Source organism: Pseudomonas sp. ADAK7 (assembly GCF_012935675.1).
Classification (GTDB): domain Bacteria; phylum Pseudomonadota; class Gammaproteobacteria; order Pseudomonadales; family Pseudomonadaceae; genus Aquipseudomonas.
Map to the genome: position 1 here is coordinate 3,353,003 of NZ_CP052861.1, position 24,247 is coordinate 3,377,249.

Consider the following 24,247-nt stretch of genomic DNA (forward strand, 5'->3'; position numbering starts at 1 on the left):
GCGAGACCGTAACCACCTACAAGCCGAGGCATTCATGTATCACGACAATATAATTTATAAAAAAAAGTCCAATGATCCTCAATTCCTGCTTGGCGTCGCCGTGGTGTTGTTCCTCGGCGCGTACCTGATGAACCTGGGCAACAGCGCCCTGAGTCACTTTCTGCAACCGCTGCTGGGCGATGCCCCCGACAGCCTGACCGCGCGCAATATCGCCATTGGATTGCTGATCGCCGTGCTCGGCACGCTGAACTTCCACGTCCTTGGGCGCTTGAAGTTCAAGGTGCAAACCACCGTCGTGTGGATCGAACTGCTGATTCTGTTCCTCGCCTTCTTCGACACCTTCAACCTCTCCTACAGCTTTATTCTCGACAAGATCGGCTTCCTGATCATCCAGGGCGCGGCCACCACGCTGTACATCTCCGCCGTCGCCATCGTGATTGCCTTTGTGCTGGCGCTGATCGGCGCAGTGGCCAAGCTGTCGAACAATGGCTTGGCGAATGCCATCGCCTCGTTCTACACCTCGTTCTTTCGCGGCGTGCCGCTGCTGATCCAGATCTACCTGATTTACCTCGGGCTGCCGCAACTCGGTTATGTGGTCGATGCGGTGCCGGCTGGCATCCTTGCGTTGTCGCTGTGCTACGGCGCCTACATGACCGAGATTTTCCGCGCGGGGATCCAGAGCATTCCGGTGGGCCAATGGGAAGCCTCGCGGGCGCTGGGCATCAGTCCGTTCAAAACCCTGAGCCGGGTGATCATGCCGCAAGCCTTGCGGGTGATCATCCCGCCCACCGGCAACCAGTTCATCGCCATGCTCAAGGACAGTTCGCTGGTGTCGGTGATCGGCGTCTGGGAACTGATGTACCTGGCCAAGACCCAGGGCCGCGCGGACTTCCGCCACCTGGAAATGCTAATCACTGCCGCAATGATTTACTGGGCGCTGTCGTTCATCCTCGAACGGGTGCAGGCGCGAATCGAAAAACGGGTCAACCGATCCACTGCGAGAGGTTGATCCAAGATGACTACCGCCGAGCGACTCGACCTGGCCCCTGCCGCGCAGACCAGCCCTTCCATGATTTCGATCACCGGCCTGAACAAGTGGTACGGCAATTTTCACGCCTTGCGTGACGTCGACCTGAACGTGGCCGCCGGGGAAATCCTCGTGGTGTGCGGGCCGTCGGGTTCGGGCAAATCGACGATGATCCGCTGCATCAATCACCTGGAAAACTTCCAGAAAGGCCACATCCAGGTCAACGGCATCACCCTCACCAGCGAGGCGGAAAGTGTCAGCGCGGTGCGCCGGGAAATCGGCATGGTGTTCCAGAGCTTCAACCTGTTCCCGCACCTAAGCGTGATGGACAACCTGACCCTGGCGCCGCAATTGGTGCAAGGCGTGTCGTCCGCCGAGGCTAAAAAACGCGCGCTGGTTTACCTCGAGCGCGTGCGGATTGCCGAGCACGCCCACAAATATCCGTCGCAATTGTCCGGCGGCCAGCAACAGCGCGTAGCGATTGCCCGGGCGCTGTGCATGAACCCAAAAGTGATGCTGTTCGATGAGCCGACCTCGGCGCTGGACCCGGAAATGGTCCACGAAGTGCTCGACGTCATGGGCGAACTGGCCACCGACGGCATGACCATGATTTGCGTGACCCACGAAATGGGTTTTGCCAGCAAAGTCGCCGACCGCGTGCTGTTCATGGACCAGGGCCAGGTCATCGAACAAGCCACCCCGGCCGATTTTTTCAACAACCCCCAGACCGAACGCGCGCAGAAATTCCTCTCGCAAATCATCGGTCACTGAGAACGGCTTTACCCCGCATAACAAAAACGAAAAGTGGAGATAAACATGCTCAGTAGAAAACATGCACTGACCCTCGCTGCCACCCTGTCGCTGTTGTTCGTCGGCGCCGCCAATGCCGGCGCGGTCCTGGACAAGATCGAGAGCAGCAAGACCCTGACCGTCGCGACCTCGGCGACCTGGCCACCCCAGGGTTTCATCAACGACAAGAATGAAATCGACGGTTTCGATATCGACGTCTCCAAAGAGATCGCCAAGCGCCTCGGGGTCGCAGTCAAGTTCATCACGCCGGACTGGGACGTGATCACCGCCGGTAAGTGGAACGGACGCTGGGACGTGTCCGTGGGCTCGATGACCGCCACCAAGAGTCGCTCGCGCATCCTCGATTTCCCCGGCACCTATTACTACGTGCCCTACGTCTTTGCCGTGCACGACAAATCCAAAGTCACCGACCACAAAGCGCTGAACGGCAAAACCATCGGCGTCGAAGGCGGCACCACGTCCGAGGACTATTTGAGCCAGGCGCTGGCCATTGAAACCACAGACGTGCCGCCGGTGGTGTATGACGTCAAAACCGAAAAAATGAAGACCTACTCCGGCTCCGTCGGCCCGCTGGACGATCTACGCCTGGGCGACGGCACGCGGCTGGATGCGATCCTCACCCAACGCAGCACCCTGGACGCGGCCGTCAAGAAAGGCTACCCGCTGCGCGCCGCCGACAACGCCGTGGCGTTCTACGAACCACTGGCCATTGCCACCGACAAGGGTGACCCGGAGCTGAGCGCCAAACTCAGTGAAATCGTGGGCGCGATGCACAAGGACGGCACGCTGACCAAGCTCTCTGACAAGTGGTACGGCGTCGATTATTCGACCATCAAGTAATCGCCTGAACCCTGCGGGAGCGAGCAGGCTCGCTCCCGCAAAAAACAATTCTTCAAGGATTGAACATGTCCTTTCCAACCACCTGGTACTCCCAAACCTCGCTGCCGCGCGCAGCCAGGCCAGCATTGAACAGTGATGAAACCTGCGACGTCTGCATCATCGGCGCCGGTATCGCCGGCCTCACGGCCGCCCTGGAACTGACCCGGCGCGGCAAACGGGTGATCATCCTCGAAGCCAACCAAGTGGCCTGGGGCGCGTCCGGGCGCAATGGCGGCGTGGTCTCGCCGGGCTGGGCGGAAGGCTCCGGCGCGATCCGCAAAAAACTCGGGTTGGAACAGACCAAGGCGTTGTTCTGGATGTCGGCCGAAGGCGTGGAGATCGTCCGCGACAACATCACCGAACTGGCTCTAGCCGGGTGCGCGCCGTCCGCCGGTACCATTCGGGTCAAGCGTTACGACGACGGCGCCGAAGTGAAAAACCACATCGAGACCATGCGCCGGGACTTCGGCTATGAACTCAATTTTCTCGACACCGCCCAGGTGCGCGAACGGGCGCACACCCTGCGTTACTTCCAGGGTGTCGAAGACCCCAACGCCCTGCATTTCCACCCCTTGAATTATTGCCTGGGCCTGGCCCTCGCCATCGAAGCGGCGGGGGGACGGATTTTCGAACACTCGAAAATGCTCGCCTGGCAGCACCAGGGCGCCGACAAAATCGTCCGAACCGCTCACGGCACCGTATGCTGCCAGGACCTGGTGTTCTGCGCCGGCGGCTACGGCGGCCCGGAATTGCAGAAGCTCAGCCGCGCCTACCTGCCCATCGCCACGTACGTGGTGCTGACCGAACACCTGGGCGACGGGATCAAGAACGTCCTCGACTCCGGCGCCGCGTTCTCCGATGACCGCCGCGCTTCGGACTATTACCGCGTGGTCGAAGGCGATCGCCTGCTCTGGGGCGGGCGCATCACCACCCGCAACGAACAGGATGAAAAAGCCCTGGCGGCGATGCTCAAGGCCGACATGGTCTCGGTCTATCCACAATTGGCTGCGGTCAAGATTGACCTGGCCTGGTCCGGCCTGATGGGCTACTCCACCAATAAAATGCCTAACCTGGGACTGCTGGAGCCGGGTGTATGGGCCTGCACTTCATTTGGTGGACACGGCTTGAACACCGGCTCCATTGGCGGCCGGGTGATCGCTGAAGCGGTGTGCGGAGAAAGTGCGCGGTATGAGCTGTTCAAGCCGTATCTGCTGGACTGGAACGGTGGCCCGTTCGGGAAGATTGCTGCCAATGCGATCTATCAGTCGTTGAAGGTCATGGATTTTGTTCAGGAGCGGTTGCGCGGCTGACCACATTTTCTGTGGGCACAAAAAAACCGGCCGAGGCCGGTTTTTTCATTTCAACGTTCTCAGAACTTGGCGTTCTGCAGGTCGTCGAGGTAGCGCTCGGCATCCAGTGCCGCCATGCAACCAGCGCCGGCCGAGGTGATGGCCTGGCGGTAAACGTGGTCCGCCACGTCGCCGGCGGCGAAGATACCTTCCAGGTTGGTGGCAGTGGCGTTGCCTTCACGGCCGCCATGCACCACCAGGTAGCCGTCTTTCAACGTCAGTTGGCCTTCGAACAGCGACGTGTTCGGGGTGTGGCCGATGGCGATGAACACGCCGTCCACGGTCAGTTCGTCAAAGCTGCCGTCGTTGTTCTTCAGGCGAGCACCGGTCACGCCCATGTTGTCGCCCAGGACTTCGTCCAGGTTCGAGTTCAACTTGAGGATGATCTTGCCTTCGGCAACCCGGGCGTTGAGCTTGTCGATCAGGATCTTCTCGGCGCGGAACGTTTCGCGACGGTGGATCAGGGTCACGGTGCTGGCGATGTTGGCCAGGTACAGCGCTTCTTCAACGGCAGTGTTACCGCCACCAACCACAGCCACTGGCTTGTTGCGATAGAAGAAACCATCGCAGGTCGCGCAGGCCGAAACGCCTTTGCCCATGAACGCTTCTTCCGACGGCAGGCCCAGGTAACGAGCGCTGGCGCCGGTGGCGATGATCAGGGCGTCGCAGGTGTAGGTCGCGCTGTCGCCGGTCAGGGTGTACGGCTTGGCGGCGAAGTCCACGGCATTGATGTGATCGAAGACGATCTCGGTTTCAAAGCGTTCGGCGTGCTCTTTCATCCGCTCCATCAGCGCCGGGCCGGTCAGGCCGTGGACGTCGCCCGGCCAGTTGTCGACTTCGGTGGTGGTGGTCAGTTGACCGCCAGCCTGCATGCCAGTGATCAGCAGTGGCTTGAGGTTGGCACGGGCGGCATAGACTGCGGCGCTGTAACCGGCAGGGCCGGAACCAAGAATAATCACTCGCGAATGACGGACTTCAGACATGACCTGCTCCTGTTGACCGGCCCGGATTACCTGGCGCGGAACGCCGGGTTGCCGGCGGGAATAAAAAAGGACTGTTGAAAGCACTTGGGGAAGGCTTGAGCTCGACAGTCCTGTAAAAAGAATGGGTGCAGCGTATCGAGGGGGCGAAGATTAAGGAAATACGGTTTAACAATCCAGCTCATAGGCGGTCTCTATCCCGATGCGGTGATTTTATAGACGCCTTTGTTACAGTGAATGTCGATGCTGCGACCGCGCTTTCGCCTGTGAGGCAAAGCCGGTAAGGTCGGCGCGTTTACCCCTTGCTCGGAGCACGCTATGCCCGCCCCTGTTCTGTCCGGCCCGCAATACCTGCGCGAAGGCCTCAAGCTGGTCCTGAGTCCGGGCCTGCGTTTGTTCGTCCTGTTGCCGCTGGCAATCAACCTGGTGCTGTTCGTCGGATTGATTTATCTCGCTGGGCATCAGTTCAGCATGTGGGTCGATACGCTGATGCCATCCCTGCCCGACTGGCTGAGTTTCCTCAGCTACATCCTCTGGCCGATTTTCGTGGTGCTGGTGGGATTCATGGTGTTCTTCACCTTCACCATGCTCGCCAACGTCATCGCCGCGCCGTTCAACGGCTTTCTCGCGGAAAAGGTCGAAGTGGTGGTGCGTGGCACCGACGATTTCCCGGCCTTCAGTTGGGGCGAGCTGATCGAAATGATCCCCCGGACCCTGGCCCGGGAAATGCGCAAACTCGGCTACTTCCTGCCGCGGGCGCTCGGCCTGTTCATTCTCTCGTTCATCCCGGTGGTCAACATCATCGCGGCGCCGTTGTGGCTGCTGTTCGGCGTATGGATGATGGCGATCCAGTACATCGACTACCCGGCGGACAACCACAAACTCGGCTGGAACGAGATGCTCGCCTGGCTGCGCCAGAAGCGCTGGCAGAGCATGAGTTTTGGCGGGATCGTCTATCTGGTGCTGCTGATTCCCGTGGTCAACATCCTGATGATGCCGGCCGCCGTGGCGGGTGCGACGCTGTTCTGGGTGCGTGAACGTGGCGCGGAAAACCTGGTGCCCCAGCGCGCGGCGTCATAAATCCATCATCGCACTGACACAATGACGACATGGCCTCAGCCGACACTGAGGTCATGACGACAGCTCTGCATATCACCCTGATCACCGAAACCTTCCCTCCTGAAATCAATGGCGTGGCCCATACCCTTGGCCGCTTGTGCGATGGATTGCGCGCGCGCGGGCATCAGGTCGAGCTGGTTCGACCGCGCCAGGGCAGTGATCGGCAGTTGGGCAGTGACGACGCATTGCTGCTGTGCCGCGGCTGGCCGCTGCCGGGTTATCCGGGGTTGCAGTGGGGTCAGTCGTCGATGCACAAGTTGCTGCGGCGCTGGAAACGCCATCGCCCCGACGTGCTGTACATCGCCACTGAAGGGCCGTTGGGGTTGTCGGCCTTGCGTGCCGCGCGGCGCCTGGGGATTTCGGTGGTCAGCGGCTTTCACACCAACTTCCAGCAGTACTCGAGCCAGTACGGGCTCGGCCTGCTGACGCGGCTGTTGACCCACTACCTGCGCTGGTTTCACAACCGCTCGACCCTCACCCTGGTGCCCAGCATCAGTCAGCGTCTGGAGCTGGAACGTCGGCAGTTCGAGCGCCTGGCGCTGTTGTCCCGGGGTGTCGACAGCCAACTGTTTCACCCGGCCAAACGCCTCGACGCACTGCGTGAGCAGTGGGGTCTGGCTGACGATGACATTGCCGTGATCCATGTCGGACGCCTGGCACCGGAGAAAAACCTGGGCTTGCTCAAGCGCAGCTTCGACGCACTGAAAAACACTTATCCACAGCGAAACCTGAAGCTGATCGTGGTCGGCGACGGGCCGCTGCGGGTGGCGTTGGAGAAGACCTTGCCCGAGGCGATCTTCTGCGGTTCACAGCGCGGCGAAGCCTTGGCCAGTCACTATGCATCAGGGGATGTCTTTCTGTTTCCGAGCCTGACCGAGACCTTCGGCAATGTGGTGCTTGAGGCGCTGGCCTCGGGGCTGGGCGTGGTGGCCTACGATATGGCGGCTGCGGGTCAGCACATTCGCCATGGCTACAACGGCGTATTGGCGATGCCGGGGGATGAGGAGGCGTTCTGCGAGGCGGCGCGGTGGTTGCTGGAGGAACGGGAAACCTTGCGTTGCGTGCGGCTGAATGCGCGCCAGCATGCGAGTCGTCAGGGGTGGGCGGCGATTATCGAGCAGTTTGAGGGGCAGTTGCGCGGGGCTTGTGTGCAAGAGCAACCATTGCCTGGTGCACCTTTATTGCCGTGAAAAGCATCGCGGGCAAGCCTTGCTCCTACCGGGTTGAGTTGTGTCGATAGGTTGTGATCGACATCAATCCTGTAGGAGCGAGGCTTGCCCGCGAAGAGGCCCTTCCAGTCGCGGCTTAAACCAGCGTCATCAACGCCTCACGGCTGAACGGCAGGATGTCTTCCTCCCGACCATCGCGCACTTTCTGCGCCCAGTCCGGGTCCACCAGCAGCGCACGACCTACGGCCACCAGGTCGAACTCATCGTTATTCAAACGCTCCAGCAGTTTTTCCAGACTGGCCGGTTGAGCGACCTTGTCGGTGTTGACCATGAACTGCAGGAACTCGCCATCCAGGCCAACGCTGCCCACGGTGATGGTCGGCTTGCCGGTGAGCTTGCGGGTCCAGCCAGCCAGGTTGAGTTCGGAACCGTCGAACTCCGGCTCCCAGAAACGCCGCGTCGAGCAGTGGAAAATGTCCACGCCGGCGTCGGACAACGGCTTGAGAAATTCGCCCAACGCTTCCGGGGTTTGTACCAGACGCGCGGTGTAGTCCTGCTGCTTCCACTGGGAGAAACGGAAGATGATCGGGAAGCCTTCGCCCACCGCCGCACGCACGGCCTGGATCAATTCGATGGCGAAACGCGAACGGTTAGCCAGGCTGCCGCCATATTCGTCGGTGCGCTGGTTGGTGCCTTCCCAGAAGAACTGGTCCACCAGATAGCCGTGGGCGCCGTGGATTTCCACGCCGTCCATGCCGATGCTTTGCGCGTCTTTGGCAGACTGCGCGAACGCAGCGATCACGTCCTGGATATCCTGTTTGGTCATGCCGTGAACCACGACCTGACCGTCCTTCAATTTTTCCGATGGGCCGTAACCCGGAACGCTGGCATCCGGCTCAGTGCCGATGCGACGCACACTGCCCACGTGCCACAGCTGCGGAACGATCTTGCCGCCTTCGGCGTGTACGGCGTCGACGACTTTCTTCCAGCCGGCCAGCGCGGCTTCACCGTAGAAATGCGGCACGTTCGGGTAGCCGTTGGAGGCCTTGTGGCCGACGGTGGTGCCTTCGGTGATGATCAGGCCCACGCCACCAGCGGCGCGGCGGCGGTAGTACTCGATCACTTTGGAGTTCGGTACGCCGCCCGGGGAGAAAGAACGAGTCATCGGCGCCATGACGACGCGGGTCGGCAGTTCGAGGCTGCCGAGGTGGAACGGTTTGAACAGGGCTTTGACAGGCATGGGACGCTCCACGGGGACATGACTTTATGACGGCGATAATATGGAGAGTCGCAAGGCTTGAACAGCACTATTGATTTGGGTGATTAAGAGTCAAAAGCAAAAGATCGCAGCCTTCGGCAGCTCCTACGCGGGAATGTGAACACCCATAGGAGCTGCCGAAGGCTGCGATCTTTTGATCTTGCGGAATCAGCTCAGCGCTTTTTCAATCGCATGAACAATCGTCGGATCATCCGGTGCGGTGCGCGGCGAAAAACGCGCCAGTACGCGGCCGTCCTTACCGAGCAGGAATTTCTCGAAGTTCCAGGTGATGTCCCCCGGAAACTCCGCGCCCTCGCCTGCCAGCAAACGGTACAGCTGATGACGCTCATGACCGTTGACTTCCAACTTGCTGGACAACGGAAAGCTCACGCCATAGTTGAGGCTGCAGAATTCCTGGATCTCTTGCTCGGTGCCCGGTTCCTGTCCGGCAAACTGGTTGCACGGCAAGCCCAGCACGCTGAAACCTTTATCCTTGAATTGCTGATAGAGGTTTTCAAGTGCCGCGTACTGTGGGGTCAATCCACATTTGGAGGCAACGTTGACCACCAGCACGACTTGCCCCTTGAAGGGCGCCAGAGGTAGCTCCTGACCATCCAGGGCTGTCAATTTAAGGTCGTGGAAAGCACTCATGACGAACTCCAAATTCCCGTGTTCTTCTCGAAACAGCCACTTGGCGGCGTCGCCTGGGACAGCCGCGGACTAAAAAAGGCGCCCTCGGGCGCCTCTCCAGTTCTCTGAGCTTAGCGCAGAAAATCAGTGGTGATGGCCACCTTCGCCATGGACGTGACCATGAGCGATTTCTTCCTGGCTGGCGTCACGGATGTCGATGATCTTGACCTGGAAATTCAGGCGCTGACCGGCCAACGGGTGGTTGCCGTCGACGGTGACGTCGTCGCCGTCCAGGTCGCGGATGGTGACAATTTGCATCTGGCCGTCCGGCGCGGAAGCGTGGAACTGCATGCCCACTTCCAGTTCGTCGACGCCTTCGAACATGCTGCGGCTCAGGGTGCTGACCAGTTCGGCAGCGTATTCGCCGTAGGCATCTTCAGGTTCAACGGCGACGGTCAGTTCGTCACCGACGGTTTTGCCTTCCAGAGCTTTTTCCAGGCCCGGGATGATGTTACCTGCGCCTTGCAGGTAAACCAGCGGCGCGCCGCCGGCGGAGCTGTCGATGACCTCACCAGCGTCGTTGGTCAGGGTATAGTCGATGGAGACAGCCTTATTGGCGGCGATCAGCATGGGGCGAGACCTTTTGCAGAAGAATATAGAAAGACCCAGTTTAGCGAAGCAATCGCCCGAAAGCGAACACAACCCGGACAGACGGATTGCCATGAAACCCTCAACGGTCACAGGCTTCCATCAGGACGAGGACGGCCATTGGGTCGCCGAGCTTTCCTGTGGCCACACCCAAAACCTGCGCCATCAGCCGCCATGGCAATCCCGGGCCTGGGTCCAGGACCCGGTGCAGCGTATTGAAAAAATAGGCCAGCCCTTTGATTGCGGTTGGTGCGCACAAGGCTCGGTTAGCGATAACCTTGGCGACTGAATTTCGGTAGATCGTCAGTTATAGATGATCACCACTGCCATGCACCTCCAGAGAATTCGCATGCAAACTTTTTTTATCGCGCCCACCGATTTTGGTGTGGGTCTGACCTCCATCAGCCTCGGGCTGGTGCGCACCCTTGAGCGAGCCGGCCTCAAAGTCGGCTTTTTCAAACCGATTGCCCAGCCGCATCCGGGCGACACCGGCCCTGAGCGCTCCACTGAACTGGTGGCGCGCACTCACGGCCTCAAGCCGCCGCAACCCCTGGGCCTGGCCCACGTGGAGCGCATGCTTGGCGACGGACAGCTGGACGAATTGCTCGAAGAAATCATCACCCTCTATCAGCAAGCGGCCGTCGGCAAAGACGTGCTGGTGGTCGAAGGCATGGTCCCGACCCGCAGTGCCAGCTACGCCGCACGGGTCAATCTGCACTTGGCCAAAAGCCTCGATGCCGACGTGATCCTGGTCTCGGCACCGGAAAGCGAAGCCCTGACCGAACTGTCCGGCCGGGTGGAATTGCAGGCGCAATTGTTCGGCGGGCCAAAAGACCCGAAAGTCCTCGGCGTGATCCTCAACAAGGTCAAGACCGACGAAAGCATGGAGGCCTTCGCCTCGCGCCTGAAGGAGCATTCGCCGTTGCTGCGTACCGGCGATTTCCGCCTGCTCGGCTGCATCCCATTCCAGCCGGAACTGAATGCACCGCGCACCCGCGACGTGGCGGACCTGATGGGCGCGCAGATTCTCAATGCCGGCGACTACGAAACCCGGCGCATGACCAAAATCATCATCTGCGCCCGCACCATGCGCAACACCGTGGAACTGCTCAAGCCCGGCGTGCTGGTGGTGACTCCCGGCGACCGTGACGACATCATCCTCGCCGTCAGCCTCGCCGCCATGAACGGCGTGCCCCTGGCCGGCCTGTTGCTGACCAGCGACACCCTGCCCGACCCACGGATCATGGACCTCTGTCGCGGCGCCTTGCAGGCCGGCCTGCCGGTGTTGTCGGTGAGCACCGGCTCCTACGACACCGCCAACCAGTTGAATGGCCTGAACAAGGAAATCCCGATCGATGATCGCGAGCGAGCGGAGATCATCACCGACTTCGTCGCCAGCCACCTCGACGCCAAATGGCTGCACCAGCGTTGCGGCACGCCACGGGAAATGCGCCTGTCACCGGCGGTTTTCCGCTATCAATTGATCCAGCGCGCCCAGGCCGCCAACAAACGCATCGTCTTGCCCGAAGGCAGCGAGCCGCTGACCGTGCAAGCCGCGGCGATCTGTCAGGCGCGCGGCATCGCCCGATGCGTGTTGCTGGCCAAACCGGCCGACGTCGAAGCCGTCGCCCGCGCCCAAGGCATCGAGTTGCCGCCGGGCCTGGAGATTCTCGACCCGGACCTGATTCGCGGTAACTACATCGAACCAATGGTGGCCCTGCGCAAGAGCAAAAGCCTCAACGCGCCGATGGCCGAGCAGCAACTGGAAGACACCGTGGTGATCGGCACCATGATGCTGGCGCTGGATGAAGTCGATGGCCTGGTGTCCGGGGTCATTCACTCCACCGCCAACACCATCCGCCCGGCCCTGCAGCTGATTAAAACGGCGCCGGGCTGCACCCTGGTGTCGTCGGTGTTCTTCATGCTCTTCCCCGAGGAAGTGCTGGTCTACGGCGACTGCGTGATGAACCCGCACCCGAGCGCCAGCGAACTGGCCGAGATTGCGCTGCAAAGCGCCGACTCGGCCGCCGCGTTCGGCATCACTCCACGCGTAGCGATGATCAGTTACTCCAGCGGTGAATCTGCCAGCGGCGAAGAAGTCGAGAAAGTCCGTGAAGCGACGTTGCTCGCCCACGAACAACAGAACTCGCTGCTGATCGACGGCCCGTTGCAGTACGACGCCGCCGCCAACGAAACCGTGGCCCGGCAACTGGCGCCGAACAGTCAGGTGGCCGGTCGCGCCACGGTGTTTGTGTTCCCCGACCTGAACACCGGCAACACCACTCACAAAGCCGTGCAGCGCAGCGCCGATTGCGTCAGCCTCGGCCCGATGCTGCAAGGCTTGCGCAAACCGGTGAACGACCTGCCGCGCGGCGCGCAAGTCGATGACATCGTCTACACCATCGCGTTGACCGCGATTCAAGCTGCCAACCGACCTATGGATCTTTAAATGCTGGCTTTCCTCCCTGCCCCCGTACGCGGCGTCATCGCCTCGCTGCTGTTGGCCCTGAACACGATTTTGCTGTGCTCGTTCCTGTTCATCGTGGCGCTGTTCAAAGTGCTGCCCTTCGCCCTGACCCAGCGTTTCACCCGCTGGCTGATGAGCCACACCCATGAAGCCTGGATCAGCAACAACAAGGCCTGGATGAACCTGGTTTGCCGCACTCGCTGGCATCTCAGCGGCCTTGAAGGGCTGGACTATCAGCACTCGTACCTGATCACCAGCAACCACCAGAGCTGGGTCGACATCATGGTCCTGCAATACGTGCTCAACCGCCGTATCCAGCCGCTGAAATTCTTTCTCAAGCAAGAGCTGATCTGGGTCCCGGTGATTGGCCTGGCCTGGTGGGCGCTCGGTTTTCCGTTCATGAAGCGTTACTCCAAGGCCTATCTGGAAAAGCACCCGGAGAAGAAAGGCAAAGACCTGGAAACCACCCGCAAGACTTGCGACAAGTTCCGCAATAGCTCAGTGGGGATTTTCAACTTCGTCGAAGGCACGCGGTTTACCGAGGGTAAGCATGCGCAGCAGAAATCGCCGTTCAAGCATCTGCTCAAGCCCAAGGCCGGCGGCATTGCGTTTGTTCTGGATGCGATGGGGGAACAGCTTGAGTCCATCGTCAACGTGACCATTCACTACCCCGCTGGCCGCCCAGGTTATTGGGATCTGCTCTGTGGGAACGTGAAGGACGTGGTGGTGCATTTCCAGGAGCTGAAGATTCCGCCTCAGTTTATTGGCAAGAACTACGATCAGGACGGCGAGTACCGCTTGCAGTTTCAGGGCTGGATCAATCAGCTGTGGGAAGACAAGGATGCGTTGCTGGCGCAGATGCATCGGGAGTATCCGGCGAAGTAATCCGGCGCCTGTTAACTGATCGTTCCCACGCGGAGCGTGGGAATGCCGCCCGGGACGCTCCGCGTCCCTTCGCAGGCGTGACGCAGAGCGTCACAGGATGCGTTCCCACGCGGAGCGTGGGAACGATCATCACCAGACACAAAAAAACCCGCCGATGATCACTCATCGGCGGGTTTTTTATGAACGGCTAACGCTTAGATCGCGCCGCGGCTACGCAGCAGATCCAGCACTTGCTTGACGCTTTCTTCCAGCGACAGCGACTGGGTATCGACCACAAGGTCGGCGTCCAGCGGCACGTCGTACGGGAAGGAGTCGCCCGGGATGTTGTCGCCAGCGGCGGCGTACAGCCCTTGCGGATCACGCTCGGCGCAGACCGTCGGCGAGGCCTGGACGTAGACCGTCAGCAGACGCTCCTTGCCGATCAGGTCCTTGGCCTGTTCACGCCCTTCAGCACTCGGCGCAACGAATGCCGCCAGCGTCAGCAGGCCCGCTTCATTGAACTGACGCGCCACATGCGCCGCACGACGCCAGTTCTCGGTACGCCCGGCACGATCCTGCGGCAGACCTTTGTTCAGGTCATGACGCAGGTTCTGGCCATCCAGTACGAACACCGCACGACCCAAGTCGAACAGCTTGCGTTCAACCGCATAAGCCAAGGTGCTTTTGCCCGCGCCGGACAAACCGCTGAACAACACGGTGGCCGGTTGCTGGCCAAAGCGCTGGGCGCGTTCTTCAGTAGCGACGTGCGCCAATTTGCCGTGGTGCGTGCTGCCGCCATGAGCCGATGGCTGAGCGATGATCATGCCGGCCGCGACGGTGCCGTTGGTCAAGCGATCGATGACGATGAACGAACCGGTGGTGCGGTTGCTCGCGTAACCGTCCAGCGCGATGGCGGCGTCGAGGCTGACCTTGACCCGGCCGATCTCGTTCAGGTTCAGCGAACTGGCCGGACCTTCTTCCAGGGTGTTCACGTCAACGCGGTTGACGATGCTGGTAATCGAACCCGGCACGTAGGACGTGGCGCGCTTGATGTCGTATTTCTTGCCCGGCAGCATCGGTTCTTCAGCCATCCACACCAGCATGGCGTCGAAGGCATCCGTCACTTGCGGCAGGTTGTCGGCGTGCACCAGCAAGTCGCCGCGGGAGATGTCGATCTCGTCTTCCATGGTCAGCGTCACCGCTTGGCCAGGACCGGCATGCTCCAGTTCACCTTCAAAGGTGACGATGGATTTCACCCGGCTGCTCTTGCCCGAAGGCAGGACCACGACTTCGTCGCCCTTGTGCACGATGCCGCTGGCCAGGGTGCCGGCGAAACCACGGAAGTTCAGGTTCGGACGGTTGACGTACTGCACCGGGAAACGCAGGTCGGTGTAGTTACGGTCGTTGGCGATCTCGACGGTCTCGAGAATTTCCATCAGCGACTGGCCGGTGTACCACGGCGAACGCTCGGACTTGTTCACCACGTTGTCGCCTTTCAGGGCAGACATCGGCACGAAGGCCATGGTGGTCGGCTTGAACGCGATGCCTTCAGCGAACTTCAGGTAATCGGCCTTGATCGACTCGAACACGCTTTCGTCGAAGCCGTTGAGGTCCATCTTATTGATGGCGACCACGATGTGCTTGATGCCGAGCAACGAGGCAATGAAGCTGTGGCGACGGGTCTGGGTCTGCACGCCGTAGCGGGCGTCGACCAGAATGATCGCCAGGTCACAAGTGGATGCACCGGTGGCCATGTTGCGGGTGTACTGCTCATGGCCAGGGGTATCGGCGATGATGAATTTGCGCTTGGCGGTGGAGAAATAGCGGTAGGCGACATCAATGGTGATGCCCTGCTCCCGCTCGGCCTGCAAGCCGTCGACCAGCAATGCCAGGTCGATGTCTTCACCGGTGGTGCCGACTTTTTTCGAGTCGCGGGTAATGGCTTCCAGGTGATCTTCGTAGATCATCTTGGAGTCGTGCAGCAGGCGCCCGATCAGGGTGCTCTTGCCGTCATCGACGTTGCCACAGGTCAGGAAGCGCAGCATTTCCTTGCGTTCGTGCTGGCCCAGGTAGGCGAGGATGTCCTCGCTGATCAAATCAGATACGTGCGACATGACAACCCCTTAGAAATAACCCTGACGTTTCTTTTCTTCCATCGAGCCTGCGCCATCGTGGTCGATGACCCGGCCCTGGCGTTCGGAAGTTCGCGTCAGGAGCATTTCCTGAATGATGTCGGTCAGGCTGGTCGCCTCGGACTCGACCGCACCGGTCAACGGGTAGTCGCCGAGCGTGCGGAAGCGCACCTTTTTCTTGACGATGCGCGCCTTGTCTTCGTCGCTCAGGTGATTGAGCAGGCGTTCGTCGTCGATCATGATCCAGGTGCCGTTCATCTCGATAACGTCGCGCTCGGCGGCGAAATACAGCGGCACAATCGGGATGCCTTCGAGGTAGATGTACTGCCAGATGTCCAGTTCGGTCCAGTTCGACAACGGGAACACACGAATGGATTCGCCCTTGTTGACGTTGCCGTTGTACACGTTCCACAACTCTGGACGCTGGTTTTTCGGGTCCCAGCGGTGCTTGGTGTCGCGGAAGGAATACACGCGCTCTTTGGCACGGGACTTCTCTTCATCGCGGCGCGCACCGCCGAAAGCAGCGTCGAAACCGTACTTGTCGAGGGCTTGTTTCAGGCCTTCGGTTTTCATGATGTCGGTGTGCTTGGCGCTGCCGTGGGTCAGCGGGTTGATGCCCTGCGCGACGCCATCGGGGTTGACGTGGACGATCAGGTCCAGGCCCAGTTCTTCGACCATGCGATCGCGGAATGCGTACATTTCCTGGAACTTCCACCGGGTGTCGACGTGCATCACCGGGAACGGCAGCTTGCCCGGGAAAAATGCCTTGCGCGCAAGGTGCAGCATCACGGCGGAGTCTTTACCGACGGAGTACAGCATCACCGGGTTATCGAACTCGGCGGCGACCTCGCGGATGATGTGGATGCTTTCGGCCTCCAGCTGTTTCAGATGCGTCAGTTTGTCGACCATGGCTACTCACGAAAACGATCTTATGGACGGCCAGCGGGCCGTGTTCGAGCGGGGAATCCTAGCACAGCGCCCCCTTCTAATCAGGACGCCAACTAGATCGAAAGGGTATATGAATATACCCCCTCGTTTGGGCTGTGATCCCTGTAGGAGCGAAGCTTGCCCGCGAAGAACGATTACGGGATGCATCAGGTAGACCGCGTTATCGTTCTTCGCGGGCAAGCCTCGCTCCTACAGGGGATCACGATCTCAGATCGGATTCGGGCAATCGATGAAGATGTGCTCCAACGCAAACCGCCGCGCCAGGTAATCACCCAGCGCCTGCACGCCGTAGCGCTCGGTGGCGTGATGCCCGGCGGCGATGAAGCTGATGTCGTTTTCCCGGGCGCTGTGGAAAGTCTGTTCGGACGCTTCGCCGCTCAGGTACAGATCAACACCCGCAAGAACAGCTTGATCGATATAGCCCTGGCCACCACCGGTGCACCAGCCAACCCGACGAATCATCTCGCTGCCTTCAATCAGCAACGGTTCGCGCCCCATGACTTCCTGCACCCGACGGGCAAAGTCCCGGGGACTCATCGGTTCGCTCAGCGAGCCGACCAGGCCGACGACTTTCAGGTTGTCGGGGTCCAGCGGGCCTTCGACGGTGATGTCCAACTGACGCGCAAGCTGCACGTTGTTGCCGACATCCGGGTGCAGGTCCAGCGGCAAGTGATACGACAGCAAACTGATGTCGTGCTTGAGCAGGGTTTTCAACCGGCGCTGCTTCATGCCGGTGATGCACGGGTTCTCGCCCTTCCAGAAATAACCGTGATGCACCAGCACCAGATCAGCCTTGGCGTCCACCGCAGCATCTAATAATGCCTGGCTGGCGGTGACGCCGCTGACGATGCGCATCACTTGCGGACGGCCTTCGACCTGCAAGCCATTTGGGCAGTAGTCGGCGATCTTTGAACTGTTAAGGTAACGGTCGGCTTCTTCGACCAGGGTGCTCAGGGCGACGGCCATAAAAGACTCCTAAATATCCCGTTCAGAGGCGCGCTCGCCTCGTATAATGCGCGACATTATGGGCGGTCTCATACCACCTGCAACCTTTCCAGGACTTGCTTAATGCTTAAGGCGCTGCGTTTTTCCGGCTGGCCGCTGTTGGCCGGCGTGCTTATCGCTCTGTTGATAATCCAGCGTTACCCGCAGTGGGTCGGGCTTCCGAGCCTCGACGTCAACCTTCAGCAAGCCCCGCAAACAACCAGCGTGCAGCAAGGGCCAGTGTCCTATGCCGATGCTGTGGTGATTGCCGCGCCGGCAGTGGTCAACCTCTACACGACCAAAGTCATCAATAAACCCAATCATCCACTGTTCGAAGATCCGCAGTTCCGCCGCTTCTTCGGCGACAACTCGCCCAAGCAGAAACGCATGGAATCAAGCCTGGGCTCCGGCGTGATCATGAGCCCGGAAGGCTACATCCTGACCAATAACCATGTGACCACTGGTGCCGACCAGATTGTCGTGGCGCTCAAGGATGGCCGTGAGACCCTGGCTCGAGTGATCGGCAGCGATCCGGAAACCGACCTTGCAGTATTGAAGATCGACCTGAAAACCCTGCCAGCGATCACCATCGGGCGTTCCGACAACATTCGCATCGGTGACGTCGCGCTGGCCATCGGCAACCCGTTCGGTGTCGGCCAGACCGTAACCATGGGCATCATCAGTGCCACCGGGCGTAACCAGTTGGGCCTGAACAACTACGAAGACTTCATCCAGACCGACGCCGCGATCAACCCCGGCAACTCCGGCGGCGCGCTGGTGGATGCCAACGGCAACCTGACCGGCATCAACACCGCGATCTTCTCCAAGTCCGGTGGCTCCCAAGGCATCGGCTTCGCGATCCCGGTCAAACTGGCGATGGAAGTGATGAAGTCGATCATCGAACACGGCCAGGTGATTCGTGGCTGGCTCGGGATTGAAGTGCAGCCGCTGACCCAGGAACTGGCGGAATCGTTTGGCCTGTCCGGGCGTCCGGGTATTGTCGTTGCGGGGATTTTCCGTGACGGCCCGGCACAGAAGGCCGGCCTGCAACTCGGTGATGTGATTCTCAGCATCGACGGCGAACCGGCCGGCGATGGCCGCCGCTCGATGAACCAGGTGGCGCGGATCAAACCGACCGACAAGGTTTCGATTCAGGTGATGCGTAACGGCAAGGAACTGAAGCTGAGCGCAGAGATCGGTTTGCGTCCGCCGCCGGCGCCGGTGAAAGAAGAAGAATAACCAGCCTCGACTGATCGTTCCCACGCTCTGGTGGGAACGATCATGTGTAGGAGCGAGGCTTGCCCGCGAAGGCGTCAGTTCAGTCAGCGATGATGTCGACTGACCGACCGCCTTCGCGGACCTCGCTCCTACAGGTATTAGAACTCCTTCCGTTTATTCCAAAACAGCCTTTCCCACTGTTATTTCTGACAGTAGCCCCTTTAGAAACCTCTATTTAACGTAAGTGGCACTTACCCACTTTCTATCAGAGGAACTTCTAATGTCGAAAACTTTCCGCCATATCGACCCACAAGATCTAAAAAAAGCAGAGCCTGCGGACGGCGAATTGACTGCACAAGTAGCAGGCGAAGAGGAATTCGTGGCCACGGCTGTTTATCACGCCGCCTCCTGGATCGTCGGAAACAAAGAGGATTCGCCCAAAAATTCATTTGTTGCGCTTAGCTACCCTGACACCGCCGAGGAAGGTCTAAATAAATTCACTTATAACAAGGGTTCCCTGATGTATCCCGTCGTTTGGGAATTCAACCTGAACGGCGTTTCCAGAGACGCAGAAACGGGGACTCTAAACATCACAATCAATAGCCCCCTCAAGCAGTACTCCGGGCACTTTACCTTCGTACTCGACGACGGCAAGGAACTGAAGGGCAATTTCAATTTCATCAAGCGTTGATAAACTTTATTGATAGACAGTCTTGGAGACTGGCCCGCATCCACCGCCGGCACCGGTCAAGGAAGAAGAATAACCAGCCCCGACTGATCGTTCCCACGCTCTGCGTGGGAATGTATCCCGTGACGCTCCGCGTCACAGCGGACGCAGAGCGTCCATGGCGGCATTCCCACGCAGAGTGTGGGAACGATCATCGGTGTTGGTTTAGAGGTCGCCGAGGCCGTCAATCAAGGCTTGGTTCTGCTCTGGCGTGCCGATGGATATCCGCAGGAACTGGGCAATCCGCTCCTGCTTGAAGTGCCGAACGATCACGCCCTGCTCACGCAACTTCGCCGCCAAGCCAGCCGCATCATGCTGCGGGTGCCGAGCGAAAATGAAGTTGGCCGCTGACGGCAAGACTTCAAAGCCCTTCCCTTCCAACTGCGCGACAACCTTCTCGCGATTCTCGATCACCAAGCGGCAAGTCTTGTCGAAGTACTCGCGATCCTCGAACGCCGCCGCTGCCCCGACATTCGCCAGGCGATCCAGCGGGTAGGAGTTGAAGCTGTTCTTGATCCGCTCCAGCGCCTCGATCAAGTCCGGGTGCCCCACCGCCAGACCGACTCGCAGGCCCGCCAATGAGCGGGACTTGGACAAGGTCTGGGTCACCAGCAGGTTCGGGTAACGGTCCACCAGGCTGATCGCGGTTTCGCCGCCGAAGTCGATATAGGCTTCATCGACCACCACCACCGAATCCGGGCTGGCCTTGAGGATCTGCTCCACGGCGTCCAGCGCCAGCAGGCAACCGGTCGGTGCGTTCGGGTTGGGGAAGATGATCCCGCCGTTCGGCTTGGCGTAGTCCGCCGGGTTGATCTGGAACTGGGCGTCCAGCGGCACTGCATCGAACTGGATGCCGTACAACCCGCAGTACACCGGGTAGAAGCTGTAGCTGATGTCCGGGAACAGCACCGGATTGTCGTGTTGCAACAAGCCGTGAAAAATGTGCGCCAGGACTTCGTCGGAACCGTTGCCGAGGAACACCTGGTTGCTTTGTACGCCGTAGTACTTGGCCACCGCGTTCTTCAGCAGATCGCTGTTCGGGTCCGGGTACAGGCGCAGGTTGTCGTTCAGTTCGGTCTGCATCGCCGCCAAGGCTTTTGGCGATGGGCCGTACGGGTTTTCGTTGGTGTTGAGCTTCACCAGTTTCGCCAGTTTCGGCTGCTCGCCCGGCACGTAAGGCACCAGATCCTTGACGAACGGGCTCCAGAATTTACTCATGTTCAGTTCCCCTTCTTGTCGTCAACGATGCGGTATTCGGCGCTGCGGGCGTGGGCGGTCAGCGACTCGCCACGGGCCAGCACGGACGCGGTCTTGCCCAGCTCTGAAGCCCCCTGCTCGGAGCAGAAGATGATCGACGAGCGTTTCTGGAAGTCGTACACACCCAGCGGCGACGAGAAGCGCGCGGTGCCGGACGTCGGCAACACGTGGTTCGGGCCGGCGCAGTAGTCGCCCAGGGCTTCGGAGGTGTGGCGACCCATGAATATCGCGCCAGCGTGGCGGATCAGCGGCAGCCAGGCTTGCGGATCGGCGACCGACAATTCCAAATGCTCCGGCGCGATGCGGTTGGCCACTTCGATGGCTTGTTCCATGTCGCGGACCAGGATCAGCGCACCACGGCCATTGATCGAGGTTTCAATGATCTCGGCGCGCTCCATGGTCGGCAGCAGTTTGCTGATGCTGGCGGCGACTTTGTCGAGGAACTCGGCGTCCGGGCTGACCAGGATCGCCTGGGCGTCTTCGTCGTGCTCGGCCTGGGAGAACAGGTCCATGGCGATCCAGTCCGGATCGGTCTGGCCGTCGCACACCACGAGAATCTCGGAAGGACCGGCGATCATGTCGATGCCGACCTGGCCAAACACGTGGCGCTTGGCGGTGGCGACATAGATGTTGCCCGGACCAACCACTTTGTCGACCTTCGGCACGCTTTCGGTGCCGTAAGCCAGCGCGGCAACCGCTTGGGCGCCGCCGATGGTGAACACCCGGTCCACACCGGCGATGCAAGCCGCGGCCAGCACCAATTCATTGATTTCACCGCGCGGGGTCGGCACGACCATGACCACTTCAGTCACGCCGGCCACCTTGGCTGGTATCGCGTTCATCAGCACCGATGACGGGTACGACGCCTTACCGCCCGGCACGTACAGACCGGCGCGATCCAGCGGCGTGACTTTCTGGCCCAGCACCGTGCCGTCGGCCTCGGTGTAGCTCCAGGAGTCCTGTTTCTGTTTTTCGTGGTAGCTGCGCACCCGGGCCGCGGCTTTTTCCAACGCTTCGCGCTGGGGCGCGGTGATGCGGGTCAGGGCCAGTTCCAGGCGTTCGCGCGGCAGGATCAGGTCGGCCATGGAGGCGACTTGCAGGCCGTCGAACTTCTGGGTGAATTCCACCAGCGCCGCGTCGCCACGCTCGCGCACGGCCTTGATGATGTCCAGCACCCGCTGATTGACCGAGTCGTCAGACACACTTTCCCAGCTCAGCAGATGATCCAGATGATGCGCGAAATCCGGGTCAGCAGCGTTGAGTCGGCGAATTGCAGTCGGTGCGGTCATAGCGAGAGCCTCATAGGAATGGCAAAAACTCAGGCGCCCTAACTTAGCAGTCGTTTCCGCTTGGGCACCTGAGAATTCTGGCTATGAGGCGGATAGACGGGCGCGACTCAAGGTCGCGCAGGTGAATCAGCCGCGGTGTCGAGACTCCACTGCCTTGCGCAGGGTGTCGATCAACGCCTGGATACGGGCGTGCTGCATTTTCATCGACGCTTTGTTGACGATCAGCCGGGAGCTGATGTCAGCGATGAAATCCTGTGGCTCCAGGCCATTGGCCCGCAGCGTGTTGCCGGTGTCGACCACGTCGATGATCTTGTCGGCCAGACCGATCAGCGGCGCCAGTTCCATCGAGCCATAGAGCTTGATGATATCGACCTGACGACCCTGCTCGGCGTAGTAACGCTTGGCAACGTTGACGAACTTGGTGGCGACACGCAGACGGCCCTTGGGCTCGATGGCACCGACCTTGCCGGCGGTCATCAGCTTGCACAGGGCAATGCGCAGGTCCAGTGGCTCGTAGAGGCCCTGGCCGCCGTATTCCATCAGCACATCTTTACCGGCGACGCCCAGGTCCGCGGCACCATGCTCGACATAGGTCGGCACGTCGGTGGCGCGCACGATCAGCAGACGTACGTCGGGCTGGGTCGTGGGGATGATCAGCTTGCGGCTCTTGTCCGGATTCTCGGTCGGCACGATGCCCGCTTCAGCCAGAAGCGGCAGGGTGTCGTCAAGGATGCGGCCCTTGGACAGTGCGATGGTCAACATGGGAAACGTCAGTCCTTATCAAGGTACTCATGCCCGGTCGCAAACGGCGCCGGACACACATCGAGGCCGTCGCCAGCCTCGATTCGAAACGAATTCAACGGGCGCGTCCCTGCGCCCATGCAGCCGGAACTAGCCCGGTACGCGGCGGATTTTGGCGCCGAGCATCTGCAGTTTCTCTTCGATGCACTCGTAACCACGGTCGATGTGGTAGATGCGATCAATCAGGGTGTCGCCTTCGGCGATCAGCGCCGAGATCACCAGGCTGGCCGAAGCACGCAGGTCGGTGGCCATGACTGGCGCGCCCTTGAGCTTCTCGGTGCCGGTGACGATGGCGGTGTTGCCTTCGACCTGGATCTTGGCGCCCATGCGGTGCAGTTCGTACACGTGCATGAAGCGGTTTTCGAAGATCGTCTCGATCACGGCACCGGTGCCTTCGGCAATGGCGTTGAGGGAGATGAACTGCGCCTGCATGTCGGTCGGGAACGCCGGGTACGGAGCGGTTCGCACGTTGACGGCTTTTGGCCGCTTGCCGTGCATGTTCAGCTCGATCCAGTCTTCGCCGCAGGTGATTTCGGCACCCGACTCACGGAGTTTTTCCAGAACGGCTTCGAGGATGGTCGGATCGGTGTCCTTGACCTTCACGCGACCGCCGGTCACGGCAGCGGCGACCAGGTAGGTGCCGGTCTCGATCCGGTCCGGCATCACCTTGTAGGTGGCCGGGTGCAGACGCTCGACGCCATCGATGGTGATGGTGTCGGTGCCGGCGCCGGTGATCTTGGCGCCCATGGCGATCAGGAAGTTCGCCAGGTCGATGACTTCAGGCTCGCGTGCGGCGTTGGCCAGAACGCTGCGGCCCTTGGCCAGAGCGGCGGCCATCATGATGTTTTCGGTACCGGTCACGCTGACGGTGTCGAAGAAGAAGTGCGCACCGCGCAAGCCGCCTTCCGGCGCCTTGGCCTTGATGTAGCCGCCTTCGACGTCGATGACCGCGCCCATGGCTTCGAGGCCACGGATGTGCAGGTCGACCGGACGCGAACCGATGGCGCAACCGCCAGGCAGTGCGACTTCGGCTTCACCGAAACGGGCAACCATCGGACCGAGCACCAGGATCGAGGCACGCATGGTTTTCACCAGTTCGTACGGTGCGATCAGGGTCTTGATGGTGCGCGGGTCGATTTCGACGCTGAGTTTCTCGTCGATCACCGGCTCGATGCCCATGCGACCGAACAGCTCGATCATGGTGGTGATGTCGTGCAGGTGCGGCAGGTTGGCCACGGTGACCGGGCCATCGCACAGCAAGGTGGCGGCCAGGATCGGCAGGGCAGAGTTCTTTGCCCCGGAAATGCGGATTTCGCCATCAAGACGAACGCCACCGGTAATAATCAATTTATCCATAAGAATCTCGACGCCCTTGGGCTCAGGTGCGCTCGGCCCAGGCCGCGCTGCTGAAAAATTTCATAGTGACCGCATGGATGCTGCCATCGGTGATCCATGGGTTCAAATGGGCATAGATCTGCTGCTGACGCTTCACCGGGCTCAACGCCGCCAGTTCATCGCTAATCACGTTCAGCTGAAAGTTGCAGCCTTCGCCCTCAACTTCTACCAGCGTTCCGGGCAGCTTTCCTTCAAGGAAGCTCTTCACTTCTACGGCCTGCATGCTCAACCTCAATCGGCGCCCTGTGCGCGCGGGTCGGACATCATACAAAAAAGCCCCGCGCCTGCGAACCCCG

Annotated in this window: 23 protein-coding genes; 11 read left to right on the forward strand and 12 right to left on the reverse strand. The window is 60.4% G+C overall.

Going from position 1 to position 24,247, the window contains the following annotated elements:
• The first annotated feature begins 34 nt into the window (after positions 1 to 34).
• From HKK53_RS15660 to HKK53_RS15675, 4 genes are all read left to right on the forward strand, one after another.
• Positions 35 to 1,009, forward strand: a complete 975-nt coding sequence (locus HKK53_RS15660; RefSeq protein ID WP_169371575.1) for an amino acid ABC transporter permease — start codon at positions 35 to 37, stop codon at positions 1,007 to 1,009.
• A gap of 60 nt (positions 1,010 to 1,069) precedes the next feature.
• Positions 1,070 to 1,798, forward strand: a complete 729-nt coding sequence (locus HKK53_RS15665) for an amino acid ABC transporter ATP-binding protein (protein WP_169374247.1) — start codon at positions 1,070 to 1,072, stop codon at positions 1,796 to 1,798.
• Positions 1,799 to 1,843: 45 nt separating this feature from the next.
• On the forward strand, positions 1,844 to 2,677 hold the full coding sequence (locus HKK53_RS15670; protein WP_169371576.1) for a transporter substrate-binding domain-containing protein: 834 nt from the start codon (positions 1,844 to 1,846) through the stop codon (positions 2,675 to 2,677).
• Positions 2,678 to 2,742: 65 nt separating this feature from the next.
• Positions 2,743 to 4,026: an NAD(P)/FAD-dependent oxidoreductase gene (locus tag HKK53_RS15675; RefSeq protein WP_169371577.1), complete on the forward strand. Its 1,284-nt coding sequence runs from the start codon at positions 2,743 to 2,745 to the stop codon at positions 4,024 to 4,026.
• 59 nt (positions 4,027 to 4,085) lie between these two features.
• Here the strand turns inward: HKK53_RS15675 and trxB are convergent, their stop codons facing one another.
• Entirely contained in the window at positions 4,086 to 5,048 is a 963-nt protein-coding gene (trxB, locus tag HKK53_RS15680) for a thioredoxin-disulfide reductase (RefSeq protein WP_133838567.1), read from the reverse strand.
• Positions 5,049 to 5,363: 315 nt separating this feature from the next.
• On the opposite strand from trxB, the gene cysZ reads away from it, so the two are divergent.
• Complete coding sequence (gene cysZ / locus HKK53_RS15685; protein ID WP_169371578.1) at positions 5,364 to 6,125, forward strand: sulfate transporter CysZ; 762 nt, start codon at positions 5,364 to 5,366, stop codon at positions 6,123 to 6,125.
• Between the two features lie 29 nt (positions 6,126 to 6,154).
• Complete coding sequence (locus HKK53_RS15690) at positions 6,155 to 7,354, forward strand: glycosyltransferase family 4 protein (protein ID WP_169371579.1); 1,200 nt, start codon at positions 6,155 to 6,157, stop codon at positions 7,352 to 7,354.
• A gap of 115 nt (positions 7,355 to 7,469) precedes the next feature.
• Here HKK53_RS15690 and HKK53_RS15695 read toward each other — a convergent pair whose 3' ends face one another.
• The 3 genes from HKK53_RS15695 to HKK53_RS15705 all read right to left on the reverse strand — a co-directional run bounded on the left by HKK53_RS15695 (position 7,470) and on the right by HKK53_RS15705 (position 9,851).
• Entirely contained in the window at positions 7,470 to 8,573 is a 1,104-nt protein-coding gene (locus HKK53_RS15695; RefSeq protein WP_169371580.1) for an NADH:flavin oxidoreductase, read from the reverse strand.
• 186 nt (positions 8,574 to 8,759) lie between these two features.
• Positions 8,760 to 9,242, reverse strand: a complete 483-nt coding sequence (locus tag HKK53_RS15700; protein ID WP_169371581.1) for a glutathione peroxidase — start codon at positions 9,240 to 9,242, stop codon at positions 8,760 to 8,762.
• A gap of 123 nt (positions 9,243 to 9,365) precedes the next feature.
• Positions 9,366 to 9,851 (reverse strand): FKBP-type peptidyl-prolyl cis-trans isomerase, encoded by a 486-nt coding sequence (locus HKK53_RS15705; RefSeq protein WP_008150718.1) that lies wholly within the window; start codon positions 9,849 to 9,851, stop codon positions 9,366 to 9,368.
• On the opposite strand from HKK53_RS15705, the gene HKK53_RS15710 reads away from it, so the two are divergent.
• The 3 genes from HKK53_RS15710 to HKK53_RS15720 are packed head-to-tail and all read left to right on the forward strand — an operon-like array spanning position 9,820 to position 13,221.
• Positions 9,820 to 10,158, forward strand: coding sequence for a DUF3565 domain-containing protein (locus tag HKK53_RS15710; RefSeq protein WP_169371582.1), 339 nt, complete (start codon positions 9,820 to 9,822; stop codon positions 10,156 to 10,158). The two genes, HKK53_RS15705 and HKK53_RS15710, sit on opposite strands and share 32 nt — an antisense overlap.
• Before the next feature lie 60 nt (positions 10,159 to 10,218).
• Complete coding sequence (pta, locus tag HKK53_RS15715) at positions 10,219 to 12,318, forward strand: phosphate acetyltransferase (protein WP_169371583.1); 2,100 nt, start codon at positions 10,219 to 10,221, stop codon at positions 12,316 to 12,318.
• Positions 12,319 to 13,221, forward strand: coding sequence for an acyltransferase (locus HKK53_RS15720; RefSeq protein WP_169371584.1), 903 nt, complete (start codon positions 12,319 to 12,321; stop codon positions 13,219 to 13,221).
• Positions 13,222 to 13,415: 194 nt separating this feature from the next.
• Here the strand turns inward: HKK53_RS15720 and cysN are convergent, their stop codons facing one another.
• The 3 genes from cysN to HKK53_RS15735 form a co-directional block, all read right to left on the reverse strand.
• Positions 13,416 to 15,314, reverse strand: a complete 1,899-nt coding sequence (gene cysN / locus HKK53_RS15725) for a sulfate adenylyltransferase subunit CysN (protein ID WP_169371585.1) — start codon at positions 15,312 to 15,314, stop codon at positions 13,416 to 13,418.
• A 9-nt stretch (positions 15,315 to 15,323) separates the two neighbouring features.
• Complete coding sequence (cysD, locus tag HKK53_RS15730) at positions 15,324 to 16,241, reverse strand: sulfate adenylyltransferase subunit CysD (protein ID WP_054049875.1); 918 nt, start codon at positions 16,239 to 16,241, stop codon at positions 15,324 to 15,326.
• Positions 16,242 to 16,487: 246 nt separating this feature from the next.
• Positions 16,488 to 17,246 (reverse strand): Nif3-like dinuclear metal center hexameric protein, encoded by a 759-nt coding sequence (locus tag HKK53_RS15735; protein ID WP_169371586.1) that lies wholly within the window; start codon positions 17,244 to 17,246, stop codon positions 16,488 to 16,490.
• Positions 17,247 to 17,348: 102 nt separating this feature from the next.
• On the opposite strand from HKK53_RS15735, the gene algW reads away from it, so the two are divergent.
• Both algW and HKK53_RS15745 read left to right on the forward strand, forming a co-directional pair.
• Complete coding sequence (algW, locus tag HKK53_RS15740) at positions 17,349 to 18,503, forward strand: Do family serine endopeptidase AlgW (protein ID WP_169371587.1); 1,155 nt, start codon at positions 17,349 to 17,351, stop codon at positions 18,501 to 18,503.
• A 259-nt stretch (positions 18,504 to 18,762) separates the two neighbouring features.
• Entirely contained in the window at positions 18,763 to 19,173 is a 411-nt protein-coding gene (locus tag HKK53_RS15745) for a hypothetical protein (protein ID WP_169371588.1), read from the forward strand.
• A gap of 201 nt (positions 19,174 to 19,374) precedes the next feature.
• Here HKK53_RS15745 and hisC read toward each other — a convergent pair whose 3' ends face one another.
• The 5 genes from hisC to HKK53_RS15770 form a co-directional block, all read right to left on the reverse strand.
• On the reverse strand, positions 19,375 to 20,427 hold the full coding sequence (hisC, locus tag HKK53_RS15750) for a histidinol-phosphate transaminase (RefSeq protein WP_169371589.1): 1,053 nt from the start codon (positions 20,425 to 20,427) through the stop codon (positions 19,375 to 19,377).
• A 2-nt stretch (positions 20,428 to 20,429) separates the two neighbouring features.
• Positions 20,430 to 21,755, reverse strand: coding sequence for a histidinol dehydrogenase (hisD, locus tag HKK53_RS15755; protein WP_169371590.1), 1,326 nt, complete (start codon positions 21,753 to 21,755; stop codon positions 20,430 to 20,432).
• 126 nt (positions 21,756 to 21,881) lie between these two features.
• Positions 21,882 to 22,517 (reverse strand): ATP phosphoribosyltransferase, encoded by a 636-nt coding sequence (gene hisG / locus HKK53_RS15760; protein ID WP_092273233.1) that lies wholly within the window; start codon positions 22,515 to 22,517, stop codon positions 21,882 to 21,884.
• Positions 22,518 to 22,646: 129 nt separating this feature from the next.
• Positions 22,647 to 23,912 (reverse strand): UDP-N-acetylglucosamine 1-carboxyvinyltransferase, encoded by a 1,266-nt coding sequence (murA, locus tag HKK53_RS15765; protein ID WP_133838552.1) that lies wholly within the window; start codon positions 23,910 to 23,912, stop codon positions 22,647 to 22,649.
• A gap of 22 nt (positions 23,913 to 23,934) precedes the next feature.
• Positions 23,935 to 24,174 carry a BolA family protein gene (locus tag HKK53_RS15770; RefSeq protein WP_007912386.1) on the reverse strand — a complete coding sequence of 80 codons (240 nt, stop codon included), beginning with the start codon at positions 24,172 to 24,174 and terminating at the stop codon, positions 23,935 to 23,937.
• Positions 24,175 to 24,247 lie beyond the last annotated feature (73 nt).